The following is a 23,355-nucleotide window of genomic DNA, read 5'->3' on the forward strand; positions in this document are numbered from 1 at the left end:
AAAGACAAGCGGCTCTTGCGCTGTAACTCGATGCCCGTTGGATGCTGAAACAAGTTCAGCACGACGAAATGGGGAACCTCAGCCCGCGATGCGCTGCGGCTCTACGCCGCGTGCCCATTCGAGGAAGGCTTCCTCCTCCATCGGCGTCGCCACCGCATAGCCCTGGAGCACGTCACAGCCGATGACACGCAGCACGGTCGCCTGGTCCTCGGTCTCGATGCCCTCGGCCACCGCTTCGCAGTTCAGGCCGTGGATCAGACCGATCACCGCCTGGGCGATGGTCCGGGCCTCGGCGCTGTCGGCGACATGCTCGATCAGGCTGCGATCGAGCTTGATCCGGTCGATCGGCAGCCTGCGCAGGCGCGCGATGTTCGAATAGCCGGTGCCGAAATCGTCGATGGCGATGGTCGCGCCGTCGTGGCGCAGCAGCGCGATCGCCTCGAGCACTTCGCTGGAGCAGTGCATCGCCAGCGTCTCGGTGATTTCGAGCTCCAGCAGGTTGGCCGGCGCATTGGCCGCCAGCATCGCCTCGCGCAGCATCCGGAAGAAGCTGGCATGATCGAGCTGGCGCGGGCTGATGTTCACCGCCATGCGCTGCTGGATGCCGAGGCGGCCCCAACGCGAAATGGTCTCGGCAACGCTCTCCACCACCCACTCGCCGATCTCGACGATCAGGCCGGTTTCCTCGGCGCGCTGGATGAAGGCACCGGGCATCTTGAGCCCGTCCGGATGGCGCCAGCGCAGCAGCGCCTCGGCGGCAACGATGCGGCCATCCGTGGCGGAGACCTGGGGCTGGTAGACGAGCGTGAACTGGTCCTTGTCGACCGCTTCGCGCAGGTCGCTTTCCAGCCGGGCGCGTTCGGCGATCTCGGCGGCGAGAATCTCGGTGAAATGCTCGGCGCGGCCACGGCCCATCGCCTTGGCATGGTACATGGCGGCATCGGCGGCGCGCATCAGGTCGTGCAGCGTCGTACCGTGCTCCGGGCGCAGCGCGATGCCGATCGAGGCACCGATCGACACTTCCTGGTCGGCCAGATCGAACGGTTCGGACAGTGCGTAAAGGATGCCGCGGCCGATCCGCTCGGCTTCCCGCACATTGCGCAGCGCCGGGAAGAACATGGTGAACTCGTCGCCGGCCAGTCGGCCGATCAGCGGCGGACGTGCATCGGCTTCGGCGGCGAAGCGATCAGCGACCGCGCGCAGGCGATTGGCGACCATGCCGAGCAGCGCGTCGCCGGTGGCATGGCCCAGCGTGTCGTTGACATGCTTGAAGCGATCGAGATCGATGAAGAAGAGCACCGCGACCGCGCCCGGCGGCAGGTCCGACAGCATGCGCTCGGCGGTACGCCGGAAATTGGTGCGGTTGGGCAGCGAGGTCACCGGATCGAACATCGCGAGCCGCTGGACGCTTTCCAGATTGGCGTGGAGCTGGCGGAACAGCCCGTCCATGGCGCGCGCCAGGGTCGGCACCGATTCATGCACCTGGGGCGGGATGCCGCTCTGGAGATCGCCATTGGCGGCACCCTGGAGGCGCTCGATCGCGGCGTCGATGGCTTCGGCGGTGGAGGCGATGCTGCGCTCGGCCGAGGCCCAGCACATCACGCCGCAGACAATCGCGGCGATCAGCGCGCGACCGGCGGTCTCGACGGTGATCATGCCAGGGGTGGAGGCAGCAGCCAGCGCGAGGATGAACGCCACCGCACCGGCGCACATCGCGAAGGCTATCGCACGGCTCTTGAGCGAAAATCCTTCCACTGCGCTCGCTCTTCCCCCCAGGAATCCCTCGGAGACCGGCGAATCCCGACCTCGACCCCCGGAAACATGGCAGACAGAAGTTAAGAATTTTCCCGGGGGCGGCGCAGCACGATGTAGAGTGCACCGGCTCCGCCGTGGCGCGGATGCGCGGTTCTTACGGCAGCGATACGATCGGAATGGCGCGACGAGGCGAGCCAGTCGCCCACCGCCGCGCGGATCGCGCCGCGTGCATGCGGCCGCTCGGATTCCGGACGCGGCGGCTTGCCGGTGACGAGCAGCAGCACGCGATCGCCACGCCCGATCGCGACCTCGAGCCCGAAATCGAGCCGGTCATAGGCCGAGGATAGCGTGTGGCCGTGCAGGTCGACCGTCGATTCAGGCGAGACCAGACCGCGCGACAGGCGGCGATCCCAGGACGCGTCGAGGGTATTGGCCGCCACCCTGCGCGCCGGCGGTGGCGTCGGCGCGGGCGCGCGCAGTGGCGGCACCCGCCCCTTCACCTTGGGCGCGCCCGGTATCGGCAGCGGTGCCGGCGTTGTCGGCTTATCGAGCGCCTCGACCGACTTGACCGGACGTGCCGCAAGCGGGGTGACGCTGGCGATCACCCGTTTCCACAGCGCCGCTTCCTCGGGCGCGAGGCGCCTCACCGCTGGCGGGTCGGCGTCGGCGCCCCGGCGATCGGCGCACCGCCCAGGCGGCTGAGCGTGCCCAGCGGCAGCAGCAGCCAGGCCGTGCCGCGCGAGTTCATGCCGCCCGCGATCGCGCGCGCATCATCGCCCGCGCCCCAGAAGGTATCGACGCGGTTGGGCCCCTTGATCGCCCCGCCGGTATCCTGCGCGATCCACAGGCCATTGGCCTCGGCCCGGTCCATCGAGAGGAACACCGGCGCGCCCAGCGGAATGAACTTGGGATCGACCGCGGCGCTCACCTGCCCGGTGACCGGCAGGCCCAGCGAACCATTGGGCCCGGCCCCCTTCAGCTCCTGGAAGAACACATAGCTCTTGTTCTCCCACATGATCTGGCGCCCCTCCTCGGGATGGGTGCGCAGATATTCCATGATGCCCTGCATCGAGGCCTTGCCCGGCTGGAGCAGGCCACGATCGCGCATCAGCGCGCCGATGCCGACATATTCGCGACCGTTCTGACCCGCAAAGCCGATCCGCATCACCTGCCCGTCCGGCCCGCGCAGGCGGCCCGAACCCTGGATCTGGAGGAAGAACAGCTCGATCGGATCCGCCGCCCAGGCGATCTCCAGCCCGCGCCCTTCCAGCGCGCCCTGATCGATCTCCTTGCGGTCGTAATAGGGGATGAAGGTCTTGCCCGCGACACGGCCGCGGATCTTCTTGCCCTTCATGTCAGCCGAGAACTGGCCGAGATCGACTTCGATGATGTCGTCCGGCTTGGCATAGACCGGCACGCCATAGCCCGAGCGATGATGCTTCGTGCCGGCGATCTCGGGCTCGTAATAGCCGGTCGCCTGGGCCCTCCCGTCGGCTATTTGGACGGATTCGAACCACCGAGAGAAGAAGGCGCGGGAATCGCGTTCGGGCCAGGTTTTCGCGGCGTCGCAGGCGGGTTGCCAGTCACGGCCCTGGGTAAGGCCGCTGACATCGGTGCGACGCACCAGCGACGGGCAGCTCAGCCGGAACGCGACCAGCGCGCGCGCCGCCGCATCGTCGCTCAGCGGCAGCGAATCGAAGGCCGGCCCCGGGATCAGCCCGGCCGAGGCCGCGGTCAGCGTGCCGGCGGGCGCGGCCGGCGCCGGATAGGCGGCGAGCGGCACGGCCGGGATCGGCTGGCGGACGGCGGGATTGCCATGCGGCTCGGCCACGCGGCTGCTGTCACGTGGACGCTCGCGCGGGACTTCGCGGGACGGCGGCGGCGCATAGCCCGGCTCGACCGAACGCGGCACCACACCACCCGAGCAGGCGCCCAACAACGCCGCGAGCGCGACTCCCCCCCAGATACGCATGTGCTGCCCCCTCAGGCTTCGTCGGTTTCGACGAGCTTCCAATTGGGATCGTTGCTGCGGAGACTCCGGGCGAACGTCCAGATGTCGTGCGTCTCGACCGCATCGCTCAGCGAGCCGGCGATGACATTGCCGTCCGCGTCGCGGGTGACCGCCGCGATATCGGCATCGAAGCGCACGGTGATGCGGGCGCTCTTGCCCTCGACCACCGCGTCCGAGATGATCGCACGCTCGATCGCAACCAGGCGATTCTCCAGCACATGGCCGGCGGCCTTGCGATCGGCGATCGCCTGCGAGAAGCCGGCGCGGACATCGTCCTCGACCAGCCAGGCCAAAGTATCCTCGTCGCCCTTCCAGAAGGCCTCGAGGATCATCTTGTACGCGCTCTTGGCGCCATCGATGAACTGGGCGACGTCGAAGCTGGAATCGGCGGCGATCACGGCCTTGAGCCCGCTCTCGGCACCCGTCTCGATCACGCGCGGATTGACGTCGCGTGCTTCGGGCGCCTGATCGATGGTGCGCTGCGCCGGCGGCACCGCCACGCGCTCTTCGCTGGGCTTGGGCAGCGCCTGCTCATGACCGGTGCGCTTGCCGAGCACGGCATAGAGTCGGAGTGCCAGGAACCCGGCCACCATTGCGAACAAGATTATCGTGTACACTACGCCTCCAAACGCTTCGCCGGTTAACATAGGCCTAAGCGGCGCGCGTTTCAAATCCGGGCAATCCGTGGGAATTGAAACACGTGCGCCCGCCTGCTAGGCGCGCAACCGATCCAACGCTTCAACAGCGTGAAACTTTCCGGATAAAGAGGTAGTTGAAATGGCCGAGAACGACACGATCGCCGAATTCGGCGAGCCCGCAGCCAACGGTGTGGACACCACCCCGGCCGCCGGCCTGCTGTCGCAGTATGTGAAGGACTTCTCGTTCGAGAACCCGAATGCGCCGGCCATCTTCCAGAGCCAGACGGCTCCGGCGATCGACGTGCAGTTCAACATCGGCTCGGGCAAGGTTGCCGACGAAGTGTTCGAAGTCGTGCTCAAGATCGAAGTGCGCGCCACCGCCGAGAGCCAGACCGCGTTCATCGTCGACCTGGCCTATGCCGGCCTGTTCGGCATCCGCAACGTGCCCGAGGGTGAAGCGCTCGACGCGTTCCTGCTCGGCGAGGCTCCCCGCCTGCTCTTCCCGTTCGCCCGCCGCGTGCTGGCCGACGCGGTGCGCGACGGCGGCTTCCCGCCGCTGATGCTAGAGCCGATCGATTTCGGCGGCATCTACCTGCAGCAGCGCGCCGTGAACGAAGGCGGCCTGACCGGCGAAGTGGCAGGCGAAGCCTGAGGAGTATCCGGGGGTGACGGTTCTCAAATCCTCCCCGAGCTTGTCTCGGGGAGGGGGACCATTCGCAAAGCCAATGGGGGAGGGGCCGAGGGCGAAGCCGGCGGTGTTCCACCGCCGCCCCTCCACCACGACGCTGCGCGTCGCGGTCCCCCTCCCCCAGCAAGCTGGGGGAGGATTTAAGAAGTGAAGCTCGCACGCACACTGGGCTCGGTCGGCGGGCTTACCCTGGCCAGCCGCGTGCTCGCGCTGGTGCGCGATTCGCTGCAGGCGCGCTATGTCGGCGCCAATTTCGCGTCGGACGCGTTCCTGGTCGCCTTCCGGCTGCCCAACATGTTCCGCGCCTTCTTCGCGGAAGGCGCCTTCTCCTCGGCCTTCATCCCGATGTTCAACCGCAAGCTCGCCGAGCATGACGGCGAGCGCGGGCCGGCCTTCGAGTTCGCCGAGCGCACCCTGGCGGTGCTGTTCGCCATCCTGGCGCTGATGACGGTGGTGATGCTCGCCGCCGCCTGGCCGCTCACCGCCCTGCTCTCGGGCGGCTTCCACAAACAGGCGCCGACGCACGACCAGTTCGCCTTCGCGGTCGAGCTGAGCCGGATCACCATCCCCTATCTGATGCTGATCTGCCTGGCCTCGCTGCTGGGCGGCATCCTCAATTCGCTCGACAAATTCTGGGTCAACGCCGCCGCGCCGATCCTGCTCAACATCGCGATGGTGACGGCGCTGTTCGTCTTCCACGGCACGCCCGAGGAGACGGCGCGGGCCCAGGCGATCGCGGTGCCGCTGGGCGGCGTGGTGCAATTGCTGTGGCTGTGGTTCGCCTGCCGCGCCGCCGGCGTGTCGCTGCGCCCCCGCCTGCCCCGGCTCGATCCCGAAGTGAAAAGGCTGATGAAGCTGATCCTGCCCGCCGCGCTCGGCGCCGGGGCGGTGCAGCTCAACCTGGTCATCTCGACCGCGCTTTCGGGCTATCTGCTCGGCGAAGGCTCGATCTCGTTCATCTATTATGCCGACCGGCTCAACCAGCTGCCGCTCGGCATGATCGGCATCGGGCTGGGCACCATCCTGCTCCCCACCGTCTCGCGGCTGCTCGGCGCCGGCAAGGACGCCGAGGCGATGGAGACGCAGAATCGCGGCATGGAGCTGGCGCTGTTCCTGACCCTGCCGGCAATGGTCGCGCTGATCGTCGCCGCCGAACCGATCGTGCGCGGGCTGTTCCAGTACGGACACTTCACCGCCGACGACACGGTGAAATGCGCCTGGGCGCTGGCCGGCTTCTCGATCGGCCTGCCGAGCTATGTGCTGGTCAAGGTGCTGACCCCGGGCTTCTATGCCCGGCAGGATACGAAGACGCCGGTGCGCTTCGCCACCATCTCGGTGGCGGTGAACATCGTGGCCAATCTCGCGCTGATCCCGCTGATCGGCCATATCGGCCCGCCGCTGGCGACCGCCCTCTCCTCCACCGTCAATGTCTGGATGCTCTATGCCGCGCTGAAGAAGCGCGGGCATTTCGTGGCGGACGCGCAACTGCGGCGCCGGCTGCCGCGGCTGGCGCTGGCCGCGGTGCTGATGGGCGCGGCGATCTTCGGCTTCGAGGGGCTGCTCGATCCCTGGCTGAGCGGGCTGCTGTGGCAGCGCTACGCGGCGCTGGTGGTGCTGGTGGGCGCGGGCGTGGCGATCTATTTCGTGGCGTGCTTCGTGACGCGGGCCTTCCGGGTTTCGGATCTGAACGCGCTGGTGCGGCGGCGGCGGGCCTGATCCCTCTTATTTTCGTCATTCCCGCGAAGGCGGGAATCCATTGGCATTGCCGTGACGGCTCCTTTCGAGAAGCCAGCCAGAATGGATCCCCGCCTTCGCGGGGATGACGGAGAAGAGAGTGCACTCGCCCCCTTCAGTTCCCCGGCGAAGGCCGGGGAACTGAAGGGGGCGATCAGGCGCTCCAGCCCACTCGTCACGAAATGCCTACCCCTCGCCCACCCCACCCGCTACAGCGCCCCCGTCCCTGACATCATCGTGCGGCTGCGTCCCCGCCGTCTCGGACCCGCGGCCCGTCCAAAGGCCGAACGGTCAGCCCGGGCGTGGAAGGAATATCTATGCGCGTCGTTTCCGGCATTCAGACCACCGGCAATCTGCACCTCGGCAACTATCTGGGGGCGATCAAGAACTGGGTGGCGATGCAGGACCAGGGAGAATGTCTGTTCTTCCTCGCCGATCTCCATGCGCTGACGGGGAATATCTCGCCGCAGGAGCTTGCCAATTCGACGATCGAGATGGCCGCGACGCTGATGGCGTCGGGCATCGACGATCGTGCGATCCTGTTCAACCAGGCGCGCGTGCCCGCGCATGCCGAGCTGTGCTGGATCCTCAACGGCACCGCGCGGATGGGCTGGCTGAACCGCATGACCCAGTGGAAGGACAAGGCGGGCAAGAATCGCGAGGGCGCGAGCGTGGGCCTGTTCACCTATCCGGTGCTCCAGGCAGCCGACGTGCTGGTCTACAAGGCGACGCACGTCCCGGTGGGCGAGGATCAGAAGCAGCATCTCGAGCTGGCGCGCGACATCGCGACCAAGTTCAACACCGACTATGAAGTCGAGCTGTTCCCGCTGCCCGAGCCGTTCATTTCCAAGGCCGCGCCGCGGATCATGAGCCTGCGCGACGGCAGCGCGAAGATGAGCAAGTCCGATCCTTCGGACCTGTCGCGGATCAACCTGTCCGACGATGACGACACGATCGCGCAGAAGTTCAGGAAGGCGAAGACCGATCCGGAGCCGCTGCCCGATTCGTTCGAGGCGCTCGCCGAGCGCCCCGAGGCGAAGAACCTGGTGACGATCTTCGCCGCCTTGTCGGACCGCGATCCGCAATCGGTGGTGGCGGAATTCGCCGGCCAGGGTTTCGGCGCGTTCAAGCCGGCGCTGGCGGACCTCGCCATCTCGGTGCTCTCGCCGGTGCGCGAACGGCTCAACCAGCTGCTCGGCGACCGCGCGGCGGTGGGCGCGCAGCTCGCCAGGGGCGCGGCGCGGGCAAGCGAGCTGGCGGCACCGACGCTGCTGGCGGCGCAGAAGGCGGTCGGGCTGCAGGTTTAATCTTATTCCTCCCCCCGGGGGGGAGGGGGACCGCCGCCGAAGGCGGTGGTGGAGGGGTAGCGCGCCACAAGCGACATCGCTCGCGGAGAATACCCCTCCACCAGCCTGCGGCTGGTCCCCTCCCCCCCCCCGGGGGAGGATTCTTTAGGGTTGTCCATTACCCTCCCCCGGACATCACCGGACTTCGGGGAGGGAACAGTTATGGGTACCACCGGGTTTCTGTGCGCGGAGAGTGCCTGATGCGTAGACTGATTCCCGTGCTGCTCCTCGGGAGCGCGATCGCCGGCTGCAGCGGTGGTGGGGGCTCTGGCGGCGGCGGCACCGTCGTGACGCCGACGCCCACGCCGAGCCCGACCAGCACGCCCACCCCTACCCCGACGGCCACGCCGACGCCGACCGGCAGCGAGCCGGCGACGGGCTCGGATTTCCTGACTTCGGTCGCGCAGCTCTACAGCAGCCCGCCCAATATCGGCGCCTGCCAGGCCGGGACGCTCAAGCCCGAGGTCGGCCAGCGGGTGCTGGCGGCGCTCAACTATATCCGCGGGCTCCACAACCTGCCGGCGGTCACCTACAGCGCCGCCGACGAGCCGGCCGTGCAGCAATCGGCGCTGATGATGGCGGCGAACGGCCAGCTCAGCCACAATCCGCCGACCAGCTGGAACTGCTATACCGCTGCCGGCGCCACCGCCGCCGGGCAGAGCAACATCTATCTGGGCACCGGCGGGCTGCGCTATTCGCAGGATGCCGATCTGCTGGCCGGCTGGCTGATCGACACCAACAATGTAGTGGCGAACAATATCGGCCATCGCCGCTGGCTGCTCTATCCGTTCCTGTCGACGATCGCCTATGGCCGCACCGCCGGCGTGTGGCAGACCAACAACCGGGCGGACGGCGCTTCGATCAAGGTGATCAACACCACCCAGAACACCGCCGGGCCGCTGCCCGACTTCGTCGCCTATCCCTTCCAGGATTATCCGGCGCGCTATTTCGAGACCGGGGCGCTGCTCTCCTTCGGGGTGATCGCCAACAAGAGCTCGAACTTCGGCGCGAATCAGTCGGTGAGCTATGCCGGCGCGACGATCAGCGTGCGGGTGCGCGGCGGCGCGGCGCTGACCGTGTCGAACATATCGTGGGACAATGACGGATACGGCCTGCCCAACAGCCTGCAATGGAGCGTCGCCGGGCTCGCCGCCAACACCACCTATGACGTGACGATCAGCAACGTCACGGTGAGCGGCGCGGCGCGCAACTACAGCTATTATTTCCGGATCGTGCCCTGAGCGGCGCGAAACCGCCATATCCGTTGCAGATCGGCTAGGTCGCCCCGGCGCCGCGACCTAGCCTGTGCCTTCCACGACAGGGAGGCACTCATGCGCAACAAGATCGGTTTCTCGCTTTCGCTTGCCGCCGCCGCCGGTTTCCAGGCCGTCCTCGCCCAGCCGCTCCAGGCGCGCCCGAACCTCGAATGCGCCAACCCGCCTTCGGTCACCTGCACCAGCTACCAGGCGCGCGGCTTCGCCAGCTATGGCGAGTGCGTGACCTATTACAGCGAATATTGCCCGCTGCTGGAGAGCGGCGAAGGCGGCTGCGTCTATGATCCGCGAATCGGGCAGACGATCTGCTGGTGAGTGGGTCGCTTCATTATGTCTAGACAAAAAGGCCGGAGCCCCTGCGGGCCCCGGCCTTTCCGTTTTGAAGGGTGGAGGCGTGACCGATCTGCGTTGCCCCGCTCTCAGCTCCTCCACCCCGCCCGCCCCTGAAAGAGGCGGGAAGTTATCCCTTCAGCCCTCCAGCGTGCGCATCAGCGTGCGCACGGCGGTGTCGATCTCCACGTCCTTGGCGCGCAGATCCTCGATTCGCTTGACCGCGTGGATCACCGTCGAGTGATCGCGGTTGCCGAACTTGCGGCCGATCTCCGGCAGCGAGCGCGTGGTCAGGCGCTTGGCGAGGTACATCGCGATCTGGCGCGGCCGGGCGATCGCGACGGCACGGCGCTCGGAGATCAGGTCGATCTGCTTGACCTCGAAATGCGCCGAGACCGCGCGCTGGATCTCGTCGATGGTGATCCGGCGCTGGGCCGAACGCAGCACTTCGCCGAGCACGTTGGTCGCGAAGTCGATCGTGATGACTTCGTTGTTGAGCTGGGCATAGGCGACGAGGCGGTTCAGCGCGCCCTCGAGCTCGCGGATGTTGGTGGTGATCCGCGCGGCGAGCAGGTCCATCACCTCATGCGGCATCGAGACGGCGGGCATCTCGAGCAGCTTGCGGCCGACGATCGCGCGGCGCAGCTCAAGCTCGGCCGGCTTGATGTCGGCGACCAGACCCGAGCCGAGACGGCCGGCGAGGCGCGGCTCGAAGCCCTCAAGCGCCTGGGGCGCACGGTCGGCGGCGATCACCAGTCGCTTGCCCGACGACATGAACTCGTTGACGGTGTGGAAGAATTCCTGCTGCGTCGCGTCCTTGCCGCCGATGAACTGCAGGTCGTCGATCATCAGCAGATCGACCGAGCGCAGCCGCGCCTTGAACGCGTGCGTGTCCTTGTTGCGCAGCGCCTGGACGAACTCGAACATGAAACGCTCGGCGGTCACGTAGATCGCGGTCGCATCCGGATTCGCGGCGAGGAAGGCATGGCCGATCGCGTGCATCAGGTGCGTCTTGCCCTGGCCCGTGCCGGCATGAAGGTAGAGCGGGCTGAACTGCGGCGAGCCCGGCTGCGCCATCGCCTTGGCGGCGTTGCAGGCGACGCGATTCGTCGCGTCGATCACGAATCGCTCGAACGTGAAGCGCTGGTCGAACTGCGGGCGCTCGATCGCGGCAGCCGCCACGGGGGCCGAATCGGCGACCGGAGCCACCGGCGCCGCGCTGAGCACGCGCTTCGGCTCCTCGGCCAGCGTCTCGATCGACACGCTGCGCACAGCCGGAATCTGGCCGCGGAACTCGAGCAGCAGACGCTCGGCATAGTGATTCTTGACCCACTGGGTCATGAACGCCGACGGCAGCCCAAGGCGCACGATCTCGGCATCGCTGCCCTCGATCAGGACAACCGGCTTCAGCCATTGGTCGAACAGACGCTGGCCCGCCGAGCGACGCAGATTCGCGCGCACATGCGACCAAGCCTTGGCAACCGCTGCTTCCATTCCGTCCCGTTCCAAGGCCTGAACCTGAGTCACCGTGACGCACCCCTCCTTCGCGGGAAGCACTGCTTCCCGTGCGCAAATTCGCTCCGACATGAGGCCCCCCGACACCGGACATCCCCGGTCCCTGTGCGGCAGGCTTCGACTACACCCTGGCGAGAACCCGCCTGGGAGGTCTGTTGTAGGTACCCCTTTCTGAGTCGAGCAAGGGGGTCCGGTGTAAAGATACTGAAATAGTTTTGTTGACTCGCCGTAACCCACGGAAAACCGTGCCCATGGCCACTAACTATCTGAAAAGAATAGCGCCTTCAAATTATTGCAAGTCGAAGACACCGCGACTCGCGCGAATCGTAGGGTTCCAGGGTGCTAACCACGATTCGTTCCGCAAGCCTCTGTCGAACACGACAAAAACCCCGCGGAACTGGTGTCCCGCGGGGCTTTGTTACGGAAAAGTGACGATTATGCCAGCGCTTCGACGCGCTTGTTCAGACGCGCAAACTTGCGCGAGGCCGTGTTCTTGTGAAGCACGCCCTTGGCAACGCCGCGCGCCATTTCCGGCTGCGCAGCGGCGAGCGCGGCAGCGGCCGCAGTCTTGTCGCCGGCTTCAAGGGCCGACTCGACCTTCTTCACGAAGGTGCGGATACGGCTCACGCGGGTGCCGTTGATCTCCGCGCGGCGCGCATTGCGCCGGATACGCTTCTTCGCTTGCGGCGTATTCGCCATGCCGTGTCGTTCCTGCTCGTAAAATGGTTTGGACCCGGAGACGAAACGCCGTCCACGTCCGGAAAGACGGGCCCCTTAGCGGCACCAGCGATTCGGGTCAACCAAGAACGATGCGGCACGGCGGAGGCAGTATCTCGCCCGGCCCCGGTACGTACGCAGAATCGAAATAGGGACCCACCATCACGAGGCGCCTGCCTTCGAACCGCGCGGTGCCCCGCCATTCCCCACCCAGCGACAGCGCGCCGCTGGCCTGGTGCCAGGTGTAGCTGCCACTGCCGCTGGTCATCGTCTCCACCATCGCTTCCGGGTAGGTGAAGTCATATCCGCCATTGTCGAAGAAGCGGATTTCGGAAGGCAGCTTTGTGCGGCAATGCTGCGATTCGACCACATGCCAGGTGCCGGTGAGCACTTGCTGATCCCGCCCTGTGACCTTCACCGTGCGGCTGTACGGCATCCCGCCTATGCGCATCGAGAGGGCAATCTCCTCGCCGCCCTTGGCATCGGACCGTACCAGCAAGCGCTGCCTGCCGCGCAAGCGGGCCGGACCTTTCACCGCCAGATCGGCGATGCAGCGCTGCGGGATCACCTTCTCTCCGTCCGGACCGTCACGGTAAACATATTCGATGTTCGTCTCGTCATCCGGCCGCAGGACCTCGCGGTCATAGCGCGCCGCCCGCAGCGATTCGCCGATATGACGGCAATCCGCCGCACCGGCGGCGAGCAGGGCAAGGGCAGTCAGCAGCATGGCATCTCCCTATTTCTGGCAGGCGGGGCACCAGAAGGTCGACCGCCCCGAATCGATTCGCCGCTCGACCAGCCCGCCGCAGCCGCACGGCTCCCCTTCCCGGCCATAGACGCGCCATTCCTTGGCGAAATAGCCGAGCTCGCCGTCCGGCCGGGCATAATCGCGAATCGTCGAGCCGCCGGCGCGGATCGCGCTTTCGAGCACGTCGCGAATCGCCGCGACCAGCTTTTCCAGCCTGGCCTTCGAGATCGAGCCGCCTTCGCGGGTGGGCGCGATGCGGGCGATATAGAGCGCCTCGCACACATAGATATTGCCCAGCCCCGCCACGATGCGCTGATCGAGCAGCAGCGCCTTCACCGGCGCGATCCTGTCCTTGAAGACACGCGCCAGGTGCGCGGCGTTGAAGTCCGGGCCCAGAGGCTCGGGGCCAAGTGCGACGAAGGGCGCCCAGGCACTCACCTCCGCGGTCGGCACCAGGTCGACCGAGCCGAATCGCCGGGGATCATTGAGCGCGAGACGGTGCTGCTGCGTCTCCAGCACCATGTGATCATGCTTGCCGATCTCGCCCGGATCGATCCGCCAGCGCCCGGACATGCCGAGATGGAAGATCAGCGTGTCGCCGCGATTCGTCTCGATCAGCCCATATTTGGCGCGGCGGCCCATGCCAGTGACCGTCGCCCCGGTGAGCCGCTGGCCGAGCCCTTCCGGGAAGGGCCGGCGCAGATCGCCGCGGTGGAGGGTGACGCGCTGGATCGTCTCGCCCTTGAGCACGGGCTCCAGCCCGCGAACGGTCGTCTCTACTTCGGGGAGTTCTGGCATGCCCTGTCCGTACCGCTCCCGTCATCCCGGCGAAAGCCGGGATCTCGTGCGGTTCCTGCCCCGCGCCTTCGCCTGAGATCCCGGCTTTCGCCGGGATGACGATATGGGCGGGTATGGCGATATGGACGGATGACGTAGGAAATTTCCCCCGCTAGAGCCCGTCGCATGACCGACACCGTCTCCTTCGGCTACGAGGATGTGGCCCCCGAGGAAAAGACCCGCCGCGTCGGCGAGGTCTTCTCCAGCGTCGCGGCGAAATACGACCTGATGAACGACGCCATGTCGGGCGGACTTCACCGGTTGTGGAAGGACAAGTTCGTCCGCCGGGTGAAGCCGCGCGAGGGCGAGCATATCCTCGACATGGCCGGCGGCACCGGCGACATCGCCTTCCGCATGGCCCCTTCGGGCGCATCGATCACGGTGGCGGACATCAATCCCGAGATGCTTGCCGTCGGCGTAGAGCGCGCCGCCGAGCGCGGGATCGACGGGCTGGTATGGAGCGAGGCCAATGCCGAGACGCTGCAATGGCCCGACAAGTTCTTCGACGCCTATACCATCGCCTTCGGCATCCGGAACGTGACCGACATTCCCAAGGCGCTGCGCGAAGCACACCGCGTGCTCAAGCGCGGCGGGCGGCTGTTCGTGCTCGAGTTCTCGACCACCGAGTGGCCGGGCTTCTCCGAAGTCTATGACGCCTATTCGCACAAGCTCGTCCCCAAGCTCGGCCAGATGCTGGCGGGCGATGCGGAGAGCTATCGCTACCTGATCGAATCGATCCGCCGCTTCCCGAAGATGCCCGAGTTCGAGCGGATGATCCGCGAAGCAGGCTTCACCCAGACCAAGGTCGAGCCGCTGCTCGGCGGGCTGGTCGCGATCCACAGCGGCTGGAAGATCTGAGCTAAGTGACCGCACCCGCCGTTCATCTCTGGCGCCTGCTGAAATGGGGCCGCATCCTGGCGCGCCACGGCGCGCTGCGCGGTATCGAGCAGGATCCGCACACGCCCAGGCCCGTGCGCCGCGTGGCGCGCATCGCCCGCTTCGGCGCGCGCGTGCCCAAGGTGCCGCATTATGCCGATGCCTTCCAGGCGATCGGCCCCGCCGCGATCAAGCTCGGCCAGACGCTGGCCACCCGTCCCGACCTGGTCGGCGATGAGGCGGCGCACGACCTGCTGCGCCTGCAGGATGCGCTGCCGCCGCTCCCCTTCCCGGTGATCCGCCAGCGGATCGAGGGCAGCTTCGGCCGGCCGCTCGAGACCTTCTTCGCCGAATTCGACGAGCATCCCGTCGGTGCCGCCTCGATCGCGCAGGTCCACCGTGCGATCACCACCGATGGCCGCCAGGTCGCCGTGAAGGTGCTGCGCCCGGGCATCGAGACCGAGTTTGCCAAGGCGATCGACACCTATGAATGGGCCGCCGCCCAGGTGGAGAGCATGGGCGGCGAGGCGTCGCGCCTGCGCCCCCGAATGGTGATCGAGACGTTCAAGCGCTGGACCGCGCGCGAGCTCGACCTGCGCCGCGAAGCAGCCTCTGCTTCCGAACTGGCCGAGGGCATGCAGGCCGAGCCGGACTTCATGGTTCCCCAGATCGACTGGCAGCGCACCACCGGCAAGGTGATGACGCTGGAATGGATCGACGGCATCAAGCTGTCGCACCGGCAGAAGCTGATCGAGGCCGGGCACGATACCAGCGCGCTCGCCAGCCGGCTGATCAAGGCGTTCCTGCGCCAGGCGATCGCCGAAGGCTTCTTCCATGCCGACATGCACCAGGGGAACCTCTTCGCGCTCCCCGATGGCCGCATCGCCGCGATCGACTTCGGCATCATGGGCCGGATCGATCGACGTGCAAGGGTCTGGCTGGCCGAGATCCTCTACGGACTGATCACCGGCAACTACAAGCGCGTCGCCGAGATCCATTTCGAGGCGGGCTATGTGCCGCCGCACCACAATGTCGCCGAGTTCGCGACGGCGCTGCGTGCGGTCGGCGAGCCGATGCGCGGGCTGGCGGTGAAGGACATGTCGATGGGCGCGATGCTCGACGGCCTGTTCTCGATCACCCGCGACTTCGACATGCAGACCCAGCCGCATCTCCTTCTGCTCCAGAAGACGATGGTGATGGTCGAGGGCGTGGCGCGCGGGCTCGATCCCGATATCAATCTGTGGGACGTCTCGGCCCCGTTCGTGCGCGAATGGATCCGCACCGAGCTGGGCCCGGAAGCCAAGATCGCCGACCGGCTGGTCGAGGATTTCCGCACGCTTGCCCGCCTGCCCGACCTGATCCGCAACATCGAGCTGCGCTTCCCGGCCCCGGGTGGCGCGCCGCCCGCGCCGCCGCTCAAGGAGATCGAGCGGATCCGCGTGGTCGGCGGCTGGCGCTATGCGCTGGTTGCGGTCTTCTCGGGCGCGGTGGGTGCCGCGATCATGATGTACCTGCTCTCGTGAAGCTGCCCGCGGTCCAGTGGCTGGCGGAACCGACGCGCTTCGCCGCGCTGGCCCGCCCCCGCGCCCGGATCGTTCTTGGCATTCTGCTGCTGTTCCTGCTGCTGTCGCTGACCGCGCTGGTCACGGTCGGGCCGCCGCCGGTGAGCGGCGATCCGGCGAAGCGTGCCGACGACCAGAGCGACGTGATGCTCTATGAGAGCATCGTCGCCGGCGTGCGGCACGGCGGCGACTATTACGAAGTGACCGCCGATGCGCTGCGGGCCGGCAACTACCCGCTACGCCCCTTCGTCACCTTCCGCCTGCCCGGGCTGGCGATGGTCGAGGCGCATGTGCCGCGTGCCGGCATGCTGGCGCTGCTCTTCGTGCTGGTCGCCTCGGTCCTTGCCGTGTGGGGCATGAAGCTGCGGAGCGGGATGACGCGCTGGCCGCCGGTGCTGATCGGCCTCGCCCTGCTCGCCGGCGGGCTGATGGCGTTCGTCCAGACCGACCTCTGGGCGTTTCACGAGATATGGGCGGGGCTGCTGATCGCCCTGTCGCTCGGCATCCGGCGGCAGGGGCGCTGGATCGAGGCCGTCGCGATCGCGCTGCTGGCCATGCTGGTGCGCGAGCTGGCCGCGCTCTACGCGATCATGATGCTCGCCGCCGCCTGGTTCGAGGGACAGCGGCGCGAGGCGATCGGCTGGGGCGTGGCGCTGGCCTGCCTCGCGGTCGCGGTCGGCTTCCATGCCCATGCGGTGGGCCAGGTGACCAATGCCGCCGATCCGGCCTCGCCGGGCTGGGCCGGGCTGCACGGCTATGGCTTCTTCGCCAAGGCGATGGTGCTGTCGACCGCGCTGCAGCTCTTCCCGATGGCGCTGGGCGTGCTGCTGTTCACCTGCTCGCTGTTCGGCTGGGCGGCTTGGAAAGACCAGGCGGCGGGGCGCGTGTTCCTGACGCTTGCGGCATATGGCGTGGCGCTGGCCCTGTTCGCGCGGCCCGATACCTTCTATTGGGGACTGATGGTCGCCCCGCTCTCGCTGATCGGCCTCGCCTTCGTGCCCGACGCCCTGCGCGACCTGTTCCGGCAGGCGCTCGACAGGCGCAGGATCACCGTGACAAAGGTCACACGATGAAGAAGATCCTCCTGATCGTCGGCGGCGGCATCGCGGCCTACAAGGCGTGCGAGCTGATCCGGCTGTGCCGCAAGGCCGGGATCGAAGTGAAGTGCGTGCTCACCGAAGGCGGGCAGCATTTCGTCACGCCGATGACGCTCGCGGCGCTGAGCGAGAACCAGGTCTATACCAACCTGTTCGACCTCAAGGACGAGGCCGAGATGGGGCATATCCAGCTCAGCCGCGAGGCGGACCTGGTGGTGGTGGCGCCCGCCACCGCCGACCTGCTCGCCAAGATGGCCGCGGGGATTGCCGACGATCTGGCGACCACGCTGCTGCTCGCCACCGACAAGCCCGTCCTCGCCGCGCCGGCGATGAACGTGCGGATGTGGCAGCACGCCGCGACCCGCCGCAATGTCGCGACGCTGCGCGGCGACGGGGTGACGGTGCTGGAGCCCGACGAGGGGCCGATGGCCTGCGGCGAGTACGGTCCCGGCCGGCTGCCCGAGCCCGAGGCGATCCTCGCGGCGATCCAGAAGTTCTCAGAACCTAAATCTGGTGCGCCTCGTCCGCTTGCCGGCAAGCATGTCCTCGTCACCGCCGGCCCCACCCATGAGCCGATCGACCCGGTGCGCTACATCGCCAATCGCTCCTCGGGGAAGCAGGGCTATGCGATTGCCGGGGCGCTCGCAGCCTTGGGAGCGAAGGTCACGCTGGTTTCGGGGCCGGTCACGCTGGCCACGCCGCCGGGCGTCACCCGCATCGATGTCGAGACCGCGCAGGAAATGGCCAATGCCGTCGCCCAGGCGCTGCCCGCCGATGCCGCGGTGATGGTCGCCGCGGTCGGCGACTGGCATGTCGAGCGCGCCGGGCAGAAGCTCAAGAAGCAGGGCGGCGAGCCGCCCCGGCTCCAGCTCTCCGAGAATCCGGACATCCTCGCGATGCTCGGCGCCAGCCCGCGCCGGCCGGGACTGGTGGTGGGCTTCGCCGCCGAAACCGAACAGGTGCTCGAACATGCTGCCGCGAAAAGGACTCGCAAGGGCGCAGACTGGATTGTCGCCAACGATGTTTCCGGCGATGTGATGGGCGGTGAAGCCAATGCCGTTCATCTCGTCACCGCCGACGGTGTCGAAAGCTGGGAAAGACTGCCCAAGGACGAAGTCGCCCGCCGTCTCGCGCAGCGGATTGCCGATGCGCTCTAGCCTTGCCCTTTTGCTGCTCGGCGCGAGCCTGGCCGCCTGTACGCCGGGCGAGCGCATTGGCGCGCCGGAACCGGGCCCGGGCCTGTACAGCCAGAGCTTCGGCAACACGCCCGCCAAGCAGGTGCGCACGCTGATCGTGGTGCTGCACGGCGACGCGCCGACGACCAAGCCCGACTATCACTATGCCTTTGCCCGCAGCGCCGCCGCCGCGGTGCCACAGAGCATCGCCGTCGCGCTGCTCCGCCCGGGCTATGAGGACCCGCAGGGGCATGTCTCGCCCGGCGAGCGCGGCCTGACCACCGGCGACAATTATACCGCGGACCGGATCGGCGCCGTCGCCGCGACGATCCGCCACCTGCAGCGCCGCTATGGCCAGGCGCGCACCGTGGTAGTCGGCCATTCGGGCGGCGCCGCGATCGCCGCCGACCTTGCCGCGACGCATCCGGGGCTGGTCGACGGCATCGTCCTCGTTTCCTGCCCCTGCGCGCTGCCCGAGTGGCGCAAGCACATGAAGACCGTGTCACCCACCCCGCTCTGGGACGCGCCGGTCACCAGTCTCGACCCGGTCAAGCTGGTCGGCGGCATGCAGCCCTCGCTGCGCGCCGCGGTGCTGGTCGGCGGCGACGACAAGACCACGCCGGTGCGCTTCTCGCGCACCTATGCCGAGGCGCTTTCGCTGCGCGGCATCGCCACCGATTTCCGTATCATCCCCGGCAAGGACCATGAGCTGCTGAGCGATCCCGAAGTGATCTCCGCGCTCCAGCGCCTTGCCGCCGCGCTTCCAGGAAAATCTTGATGCTCGCTCCGATCCGCATTGCCCTTCAGCGCCTGCCGCATGGCGAGGGCCTGCCGCTGCCCGCCTATGCGACGGCGGGAGCCGCGGGCATGGACGTGGTCGCGGCCGAGGATGTGGTGCTCGCCCCCGGCGCGCGCCATGCGGTGGCGACCGGCTTCGCGATGGCGATCCCGGTCGGCTACGAAGTCCAGGTCCGCCCGCGCTCGGGCCTGGCGCTCAAGCACGGCATCACCTGCCTCAACACGCCCGGCACGATCGACAGCGACTATCGCGGCGAGGTTAAGGTGATCCTTGCCAATCTCGGTGACGCGGCGTTCACCGTCGCGCGCGGAGACCGTATCGCACAACTCGTGCCCGCGCCGGTTCAGCATGCGGAGCTCGAGGAGGTGGGGACGCTCGACGAAACGGCGCGAGGCATCGGGGGCTTCGGATCGACGGGCACGTGATAGCGACGGTTCTTCTTGCTGCGGCGCTCCAGACGGCGCCGATCGACTGGGACGCCCTGCCGCCCCTGCCCTGGCGCGCACCCCCAATCATCACCGCCGAGATGCAGACCTTCGTCCAGCGCGAAGTGAAGCTGCGCAAATGCGTGCTCGCCAAGCCGGGTGTCGCCGAAGTCTCGATCGCCGTGCTGGTCGACGAGGGAGGCAATATCCGGACCACCGTACCGCGCGCCATCGCCTGCCCCTCGGTCGAGCAATATGCCGCCGCGCTGGCAGCCGGCTTCGCGCGCAACAACCTGCTCCCCCGCCCTGGTGCGACCGAGCAATGGTATCGCACGACCATCAGCTTCACCCTGACCAAATGACACTCTCCGACACGGAGCTGGAGCGCTACGCCCGCCATATCGTGCTGCGCGAGATCGGCGGCGGCGGGCAGATGCGGCTGAAGGCCGCGCGCGTGCTGGTGATCGGCGCGGGCGGCATCGGATCGCCGGCGATCGAATATCTGGCGGCCGCGGGGATCGGCGCGCTCGGCGCGGTGGACGACGACACGGTCTCGCTCTCCAACCTCCAGCGCCAGACGCTCTATGCGACCGGCGACGTAGACCGCCCCAAGGTCGAGGCCGCCCGCGCCCGCGTCGCCGCGCTCAACCCCGAAGTGGTGTTCACCGGCTTCCAGCAGCGCATCGACGCGCGCAATGCCGATGCGCTGATCGCCGAGTTCGCGCCCGACGTGATCCTCGACGGCTGCGACAATTTCGCCACCCGGCTGGCGGTCGCAGACGCCGCGCTGCGTCATTGTATCCCGCTCGTCTCCGCCGCCGTCTCCGAATTCGAGGGACAGCTGGGCGTGTTCCGCGGCTGGGAGCCGGACAAGCCCTGCTACCGCTGCTTCGTCGGCCATGATCCCGAGCGCCCGGGCATCAGCTGCGCCGAACAGGGCGTGCTGGGCGCGCTTACTGGGGTGATGGGCAGCCTCGCCGCGCTGGAAGTGGTCCGCGCCATCGTGCCGCTCGGCGAGGAGACCGCGGGTAAGCTGCTGCTGGTTGACGCGCTGGCCTTCCGCTTCCGCACGCTGACGCTGCCGAAGGACCCGGGCTGTCCCGCTTGTGGTGATCTGGAGAGGCCGGAGTGATCGGTCCGCTCCCCGAGGTGACGTTCTACGGATTGGCGACAGCCTATTTCGTCCTGTGCACGATCACCCCTCGCGGAGTGATCCTTTTGATGAGCTTCGGGCAATCGCGCATCAGCGATACCGGTGAGCGTGTGCTGCGCTGGCTGTCCGGCTTCTTTGCCCTGGCATCTTTCGCAAGTTTCCTTTGGGCGTTGCTCACCTAACGCCTTTCCCGACCGTAGAGGTCAGTGACTCGTCACTACCTGATGCGTGAAACTGGACTTCGCCGCGCCCTTGAGGCACCTGCCCTCCCCATGACGCGCGTCCTGGTAACCGGCTCGGCCGGCTTCATCGGCTTCCACACGGCCAGCAAGCTCCTCCAGCGCGGCGTCACCGTGCTCGGCGTGGACAATTTTAGCGCCTATTACGATCCGGCGCTCAAGGAAGCGCGCAACGACATCCTGTCGAACCACCCGAACTTCAACGTCGCCCGCGTCTCGATCGACGACATGGGCGCGTTCGGCGCGCAATGGGCCGAGTTCCAGCCCGATGTGGTGATCCACCTCGCCGCGCAGGCCGGCGTGCGCCACTCGATCGACAGCCCGGAATCCTATGTCACGGCGAACCTGATCGGCAGCTTCAACGTGCTGGAGCTGGCGCGTCAGCACAAGACCAGGCACCTGCTCGCCGCCTCGACCAGCTCGGTCTATGGCGCGAACACCGACATGCCGTTCACCGAGACGCAGCGCACCGCCACCCCCTTGAGCTTTTACGCCGCCACCAAGGGCGCGACCGAGCTGATGGGGCACAGCTACGCGCATCTGTTCAAGACGCCGATGACCTTCTTCCGCTTCTTCACGGTCTATGGACCGTGGGGCCGGCCGGACATGGCGCTGTTCAAGTTTACCAAGGGCATCCTCGCCGGCCAGCCGATCGACATCTACAACAACGGCAACATGGTCCGCGACTTCACCTATGTGGAGGATCTGGCCGAATCGATCGTCCGGCTGACCGAGGCCGTGCCGGGCGACACGCCGGTGGAGGGCGACAGCCTCTCGCCCGTCGCCCCCTTCCGCGTCGTCAACATCGGTGCGGGCCAGCAGACCCAGCTGATGGACTATATCGGCGAGATCGAGCGCGCGCTGGGCAAGGAAGCGATCAAGAACTTCATGCCGATGCAGCAGGGCGACGTGCCCGCGACCGAGGCGTCGCACGCGCTGCTCAAGACGCTGACCGGCTATGCCCCCACCACCCCGCCGAGCGCCGGCGTGCCGGCATTCGTGGATTGGTATCTGGAGCATTATCGAAACTGAAACCCCTGCGGAGGCATGAAGGGCGCGACAGAGCGTACTTCACGGGGTTTCTATGAGCATCGAATGGCCCGCCCATGGCTTGAAGCTGCAGGCGCGGATCGAAAGCGGCACCGCGATCATCGGCGTGATCGGCATGGGCTATGTCGGCCTGCCGCTCGCCGTTGCCTTTGGCGAGGCGGGCTGCCCGGTCCTCGCTTTCGACGTCGACCAGGCCAAGATCGACGCGCTCGAAGCCGGTGAGAGCTATATCAAGCATATCGACGGCGCCCGCATCGCGCCGCTCGTCGAAAACGAGAAGCTGCGCGCCACTGCCGACCTGAGCCGGCTGGACGAAGCCGATGTGGTGCTGATCTGCGTGCCGACGCCGCTCACCCGCCATCTCGAGCCCGACCTGAAATATGTCGAGCTGACCACCCAGGCGATCGCGAAGACGCTGCGCCGCGGCCAACTCGTCATCCTCGAATCGACGACCTATCCGGGCACCACCAGGGAGGTGATGCAGCCGATCCTCGAGGCCGAGGGCCTGGTCGCCGGCAAGGACTTCTTCCTCGCCTACTCGCCCGAGCGCGAGGACCCGGGCAACCCGACCTTCTCGACCACCAAGATCCCGAAGGTCGTCGGCGCCGACGACACGGTCTCGGCCGACCTGGCGCTGGGCGTCTATCGCCACATCGTGCCCCAGGCGATCCAGGTCTCGTCCGCCGCGACCGCCGAGGCGGTGAAGATCACCGAGAATGTGTTCCGCGCCGTCAACATCGCGCTGGTCAACGAGCTCAAGCTCATCTTCACCGCGATGGACATCGATGTGTGGGAAGTGATCGACGCGGCGAAATCGAAGCCGTTCGGCTTCATGCCCTTCTATCCGGGCCCGGGCCTGGGCGGGCACTGCATCCCGATCGACCCCTTCTACCTCACCTGGAAGGCGCGCGAGTATAACCAGCACACCAAGTTCATCGAGCTGGCCGGCCAGATCAACGCGGACATGCCGCAGCATGTCGTCCGGGTGATGGCGGACACGCTGGACGCGCGCTTCGGCCGCGGCCTGCGCGGCGCGCGCATCCTGGTGATGGGCGTCGCCTACAAGAAGAATGTCGAGGACATCCGCGAGAGCCCGTCGCTCCGCCTGATGGAGATGATCGAGGCACGCGGCGCCACCGCCGACTTCTTCGACCCGCATGTCGCCCAGATCGACAACACCCGCGAGCACCCGACGCTCAACTTCCGCAACGGCGTGGCGTGGGACGAGGCCGAGATCGCCAGGTACGACGCGGTGCTGATCGCCACCGACCATGACGCGGTGGACTATGCGGCGCTGGTCGATGCCGCGAAGCTGGTAATCGACACCCGCAATGCCTGTGGCAAGGCGGGTGTGGTTTCGGAGAAGGTCGTCCGCGCCTGAGCCCC

24 protein-coding genes are annotated in these 23,355 nt (G+C 67.4%); 16 read left to right on the forward strand and 8 right to left on the reverse strand.

The window, feature by feature from the left end; genetic code table 11:
- Nucleotides 1-78 precede the first annotated feature (78 nt).
- The 4 genes from AAHM44_RS01680 to AAHM44_RS01695 form a co-directional block, all read right to left on the reverse strand.
- Nucleotides 79-1,755, reverse strand: coding sequence for a putative bifunctional diguanylate cyclase/phosphodiesterase (locus AAHM44_RS01680; RefSeq protein WP_269574617.1), 1,677 nt, complete (start codon nucleotides 1,753-1,755; stop codon nucleotides 79-81).
- 80 nt (nucleotides 1,756-1,835) lie between these two features.
- Entirely contained in the window at nucleotides 1,836-2,402 is a 567-nt protein-coding gene (locus AAHM44_RS01685; protein WP_269574616.1) for a Smr/MutS family protein, read from the reverse strand.
- Nucleotides 2,399-3,727 carry a murein transglycosylase A gene (gene mltA, locus AAHM44_RS01690; protein WP_342248803.1) on the reverse strand — a complete coding sequence of 443 codons (1,329 nt, stop codon included), beginning with the start codon at nucleotides 3,725-3,727 and terminating at the stop codon, nucleotides 2,399-2,401. The genes AAHM44_RS01685 and mltA overlap by 4 nt, the downstream gene beginning before the upstream one ends.
- A gap of 11 nt (nucleotides 3,728-3,738) precedes the next feature.
- Nucleotides 3,739-4,359: a Tim44/TimA family putative adaptor protein gene (locus AAHM44_RS01695; protein WP_446745938.1), complete on the reverse strand. Its 621-nt coding sequence runs from the start codon at nucleotides 4,357-4,359 to the stop codon at nucleotides 3,739-3,741.
- Between the two features lie 184 nt (nucleotides 4,360-4,543).
- Here AAHM44_RS01695 and secB point away from each other — a divergent pair, with 184 nt between their 5' ends.
- The 5 genes from secB to AAHM44_RS01720 all read left to right on the forward strand — a co-directional run bounded on the left by secB (nucleotide 4,544) and on the right by AAHM44_RS01720 (nucleotide 9,761).
- A complete protein-coding gene (secB, locus tag AAHM44_RS01700; protein ID WP_184168113.1) occupies nucleotides 4,544-5,056 on the forward strand; it encodes a protein-export chaperone SecB in 513 nt (170 codons plus the stop codon).
- A gap of 183 nt (nucleotides 5,057-5,239) precedes the next feature.
- A complete protein-coding gene (gene murJ / locus AAHM44_RS01705; protein WP_342248805.1) occupies nucleotides 5,240-6,808 on the forward strand; it encodes a murein biosynthesis integral membrane protein MurJ in 1,569 nt (522 codons plus the stop codon).
- 335 nt (nucleotides 6,809-7,143) lie between these two features.
- Entirely contained in the window at nucleotides 7,144-8,133 is a 990-nt protein-coding gene (gene trpS / locus AAHM44_RS01710; RefSeq protein WP_269574612.1) for a tryptophan--tRNA ligase, read from the forward strand.
- Between the two features lie 239 nt (nucleotides 8,134-8,372).
- Complete coding sequence (locus AAHM44_RS01715; RefSeq protein WP_342248806.1) at nucleotides 8,373-9,413, forward strand: CAP domain-containing protein; 1,041 nt, start codon at nucleotides 8,373-8,375, stop codon at nucleotides 9,411-9,413.
- 90 nt (nucleotides 9,414-9,503) lie between these two features.
- Entirely contained in the window at nucleotides 9,504-9,761 is a 258-nt protein-coding gene (locus tag AAHM44_RS01720; RefSeq protein ID WP_184168121.1) for a hypothetical protein, read from the forward strand.
- 153 nt (nucleotides 9,762-9,914) lie between these two features.
- On the opposite strand, the gene dnaA is transcribed toward AAHM44_RS01720, so the two are convergent.
- The 4 genes from dnaA to mutM form a co-directional block, all read right to left on the reverse strand.
- A complete protein-coding gene (gene dnaA / locus AAHM44_RS01725) occupies nucleotides 9,915-11,270 on the reverse strand; it encodes a chromosomal replication initiator protein DnaA (RefSeq protein ID WP_269574610.1) in 1,356 nt (451 codons plus the stop codon).
- Nucleotides 11,271-11,726: 456 nt separating this feature from the next.
- Complete coding sequence (gene rpsT, locus AAHM44_RS01730) at nucleotides 11,727-11,990, reverse strand: 30S ribosomal protein S20 (RefSeq protein WP_183994207.1); 264 nt, start codon at nucleotides 11,988-11,990, stop codon at nucleotides 11,727-11,729.
- A gap of 97 nt (nucleotides 11,991-12,087) precedes the next feature.
- Nucleotides 12,088-12,735 carry a hypothetical protein gene (locus tag AAHM44_RS01735; RefSeq protein WP_342248807.1) on the reverse strand — a complete coding sequence of 216 codons (648 nt, stop codon included), beginning with the start codon at nucleotides 12,733-12,735 and terminating at the stop codon, nucleotides 12,088-12,090.
- A 9-nt stretch (nucleotides 12,736-12,744) separates the two neighbouring features.
- On the reverse strand, nucleotides 12,745-13,554 hold the full coding sequence (gene mutM, locus AAHM44_RS01740) for a bifunctional DNA-formamidopyrimidine glycosylase/DNA-(apurinic or apyrimidinic site) lyase (RefSeq protein ID WP_342248808.1): 810 nt from the start codon (nucleotides 13,552-13,554) through the stop codon (nucleotides 12,745-12,747).
- Nucleotides 13,555-13,719: 165 nt separating this feature from the next.
- On the opposite strand from mutM, the gene AAHM44_RS01745 reads away from it, so the two are divergent.
- From AAHM44_RS01745 to AAHM44_RS01795, 11 genes are all read left to right on the forward strand, one after another.
- A complete protein-coding gene (locus AAHM44_RS01745) occupies nucleotides 13,720-14,451 on the forward strand; it encodes a class I SAM-dependent methyltransferase (protein ID WP_269574607.1) in 732 nt (243 codons plus the stop codon).
- Between the two features lie 5 nt (nucleotides 14,452-14,456).
- Entirely contained in the window at nucleotides 14,457-15,992 is a 1,536-nt protein-coding gene (gene ubiB, locus AAHM44_RS01750) for a 2-polyprenylphenol 6-hydroxylase (RefSeq protein WP_269574606.1), read from the forward strand.
- Entirely contained in the window at nucleotides 15,989-17,104 is a 1,116-nt protein-coding gene (locus tag AAHM44_RS01755) for a hypothetical protein (RefSeq protein WP_342248809.1), read from the forward strand. The genes ubiB and AAHM44_RS01755 overlap by 4 nt, the downstream gene beginning before the upstream one ends.
- A complete protein-coding gene (coaBC, locus tag AAHM44_RS01760; RefSeq protein WP_342248810.1) occupies nucleotides 17,101-18,285 on the forward strand; it encodes a bifunctional phosphopantothenoylcysteine decarboxylase/phosphopantothenate--cysteine ligase CoaBC in 1,185 nt (394 codons plus the stop codon). Before AAHM44_RS01755 ends, coaBC begins: the two co-directional genes overlap by 4 nt.
- On the forward strand, nucleotides 18,275-19,081 hold the full coding sequence (locus AAHM44_RS01765; RefSeq protein WP_269574603.1) for an alpha/beta hydrolase: 807 nt from the start codon (nucleotides 18,275-18,277) through the stop codon (nucleotides 19,079-19,081). Before coaBC ends, AAHM44_RS01765 begins: the two co-directional genes overlap by 11 nt.
- Nucleotides 19,081-19,527, forward strand: a complete 447-nt coding sequence (gene dut / locus AAHM44_RS01770) for a dUTP diphosphatase (RefSeq protein ID WP_269574602.1) — start codon at nucleotides 19,081-19,083, stop codon at nucleotides 19,525-19,527. The genes AAHM44_RS01765 and dut overlap by 1 nt, the downstream gene beginning before the upstream one ends.
- On the forward strand, nucleotides 19,524-19,889 hold the full coding sequence (locus AAHM44_RS01775) for a hypothetical protein (protein ID WP_269574601.1): 366 nt from the start codon (nucleotides 19,524-19,526) through the stop codon (nucleotides 19,887-19,889). Before dut ends, AAHM44_RS01775 begins: the two co-directional genes overlap by 4 nt.
- Nucleotides 19,886-20,659, forward strand: a complete 774-nt coding sequence (locus AAHM44_RS01780; RefSeq protein ID WP_342248811.1) for a HesA/MoeB/ThiF family protein — start codon at nucleotides 19,886-19,888, stop codon at nucleotides 20,657-20,659. The genes AAHM44_RS01775 and AAHM44_RS01780 overlap by 4 nt, the downstream gene beginning before the upstream one ends.
- Complete coding sequence (locus AAHM44_RS01785) at nucleotides 20,656-20,862, forward strand: hypothetical protein (RefSeq protein ID WP_342248812.1); 207 nt, start codon at nucleotides 20,656-20,658, stop codon at nucleotides 20,860-20,862. Before AAHM44_RS01780 ends, AAHM44_RS01785 begins: the two co-directional genes overlap by 4 nt.
- A gap of 90 nt (nucleotides 20,863-20,952) precedes the next feature.
- Nucleotides 20,953-21,951 carry an NAD-dependent epimerase/dehydratase family protein gene (locus AAHM44_RS01790; protein WP_342248813.1) on the forward strand — a complete coding sequence of 333 codons (999 nt, stop codon included), beginning with the start codon at nucleotides 20,953-20,955 and terminating at the stop codon, nucleotides 21,949-21,951.
- 52 nt (nucleotides 21,952-22,003) lie between these two features.
- A complete protein-coding gene (locus AAHM44_RS01795; RefSeq protein WP_342248814.1) occupies nucleotides 22,004-23,350 on the forward strand; it encodes a nucleotide sugar dehydrogenase in 1,347 nt (448 codons plus the stop codon).
- The last annotated feature ends 5 nt before the right edge of the window (nucleotides 23,351-23,355 follow it).

Source organism: Sphingomonas sp. OTU376, assembly GCF_038440415.1.
Taxonomy (GTDB): Bacteria; Pseudomonadota; Alphaproteobacteria; order Sphingomonadales; family Sphingomonadaceae; genus Sphingomonas; species Sphingomonas kyeonggiensis_A.

Excerpts from the sequence above, each read along its gene's own strand:
- AAHM44_RS01695 (WP_446745938.1), bottom strand. The coding sequence starts at position 4,359 with ATGGTGGCCGGGTTCCTGGCACTCCGACTCTATGCCGTGCTCGGCAAG.
- AAHM44_RS01790 (WP_342248813.1), top strand. The coding sequence starts at position 20,953 with ATGACGCGCGTCCTGGTAACCGGCTCGGCCGGCTTCATCGGCTTCCAC.
- dnaA (WP_269574610.1), bottom strand. The coding sequence starts at position 11,270 with ATGGAAGCAGCGGTTGCCAAGGCTTGGTCGCATGTGCGCGCGAATCTG.
- coaBC (WP_342248810.1), top strand. The coding sequence starts at position 17,101 with ATGAAGAAGATCCTCCTGATCGTCGGCGGCGGCATCGCGGCCTACAAG.
- dut (WP_269574602.1), top strand. The coding sequence starts at position 19,081 with ATGCTCGCTCCGATCCGCATTGCCCTTCAGCGCCTGCCGCATGGCGAG.
- AAHM44_RS01780 (WP_342248811.1), top strand. The coding sequence starts at position 19,886 with ATGACACTCTCCGACACGGAGCTGGAGCGCTACGCCCGCCATATCGTG.
- trpS (WP_269574612.1), top strand. The coding sequence starts at position 7,144 with ATGCGCGTCGTTTCCGGCATTCAGACCACCGGCAATCTGCACCTCGGC.
- AAHM44_RS01795 (WP_342248814.1), top strand. The coding sequence starts at position 22,004 with ATGAGCATCGAATGGCCCGCCCATGGCTTGAAGCTGCAGGCGCGGATC.
- AAHM44_RS01745 (WP_269574607.1), top strand. The coding sequence starts at position 13,720 with ATGACCGACACCGTCTCCTTCGGCTACGAGGATGTGGCCCCCGAGGAA.
- AAHM44_RS01720 (WP_184168121.1), top strand. The coding sequence starts at position 9,504 with ATGCGCAACAAGATCGGTTTCTCGCTTTCGCTTGCCGCCGCCGCCGGT.
- mutM (WP_342248808.1), bottom strand. The coding sequence starts at position 13,554 with ATGCCAGAACTCCCCGAAGTAGAGACGACCGTTCGCGGGCTGGAGCCC.
- AAHM44_RS01735 (WP_342248807.1), bottom strand. The coding sequence starts at position 12,735 with ATGCTGCTGACTGCCCTTGCCCTGCTCGCCGCCGGTGCGGCGGATTGC.
- AAHM44_RS01715 (WP_342248806.1), top strand. The coding sequence starts at position 8,373 with ATGCGTAGACTGATTCCCGTGCTGCTCCTCGGGAGCGCGATCGCCGGC.
- rpsT (WP_183994207.1), bottom strand. The coding sequence starts at position 11,990 with ATGGCGAATACGCCGCAAGCGAAGAAGCGTATCCGGCGCAATGCGCGC.
- mltA (WP_342248803.1), bottom strand. The coding sequence starts at position 3,727 with ATGCGTATCTGGGGGGGAGTCGCGCTCGCGGCGTTGTTGGGCGCCTGC.
- AAHM44_RS01765 (WP_269574603.1), top strand. The coding sequence starts at position 18,275 with ATGCGCTCTAGCCTTGCCCTTTTGCTGCTCGGCGCGAGCCTGGCCGCC.
- secB (WP_184168113.1), top strand. The coding sequence starts at position 4,544 with ATGGCCGAGAACGACACGATCGCCGAATTCGGCGAGCCCGCAGCCAAC.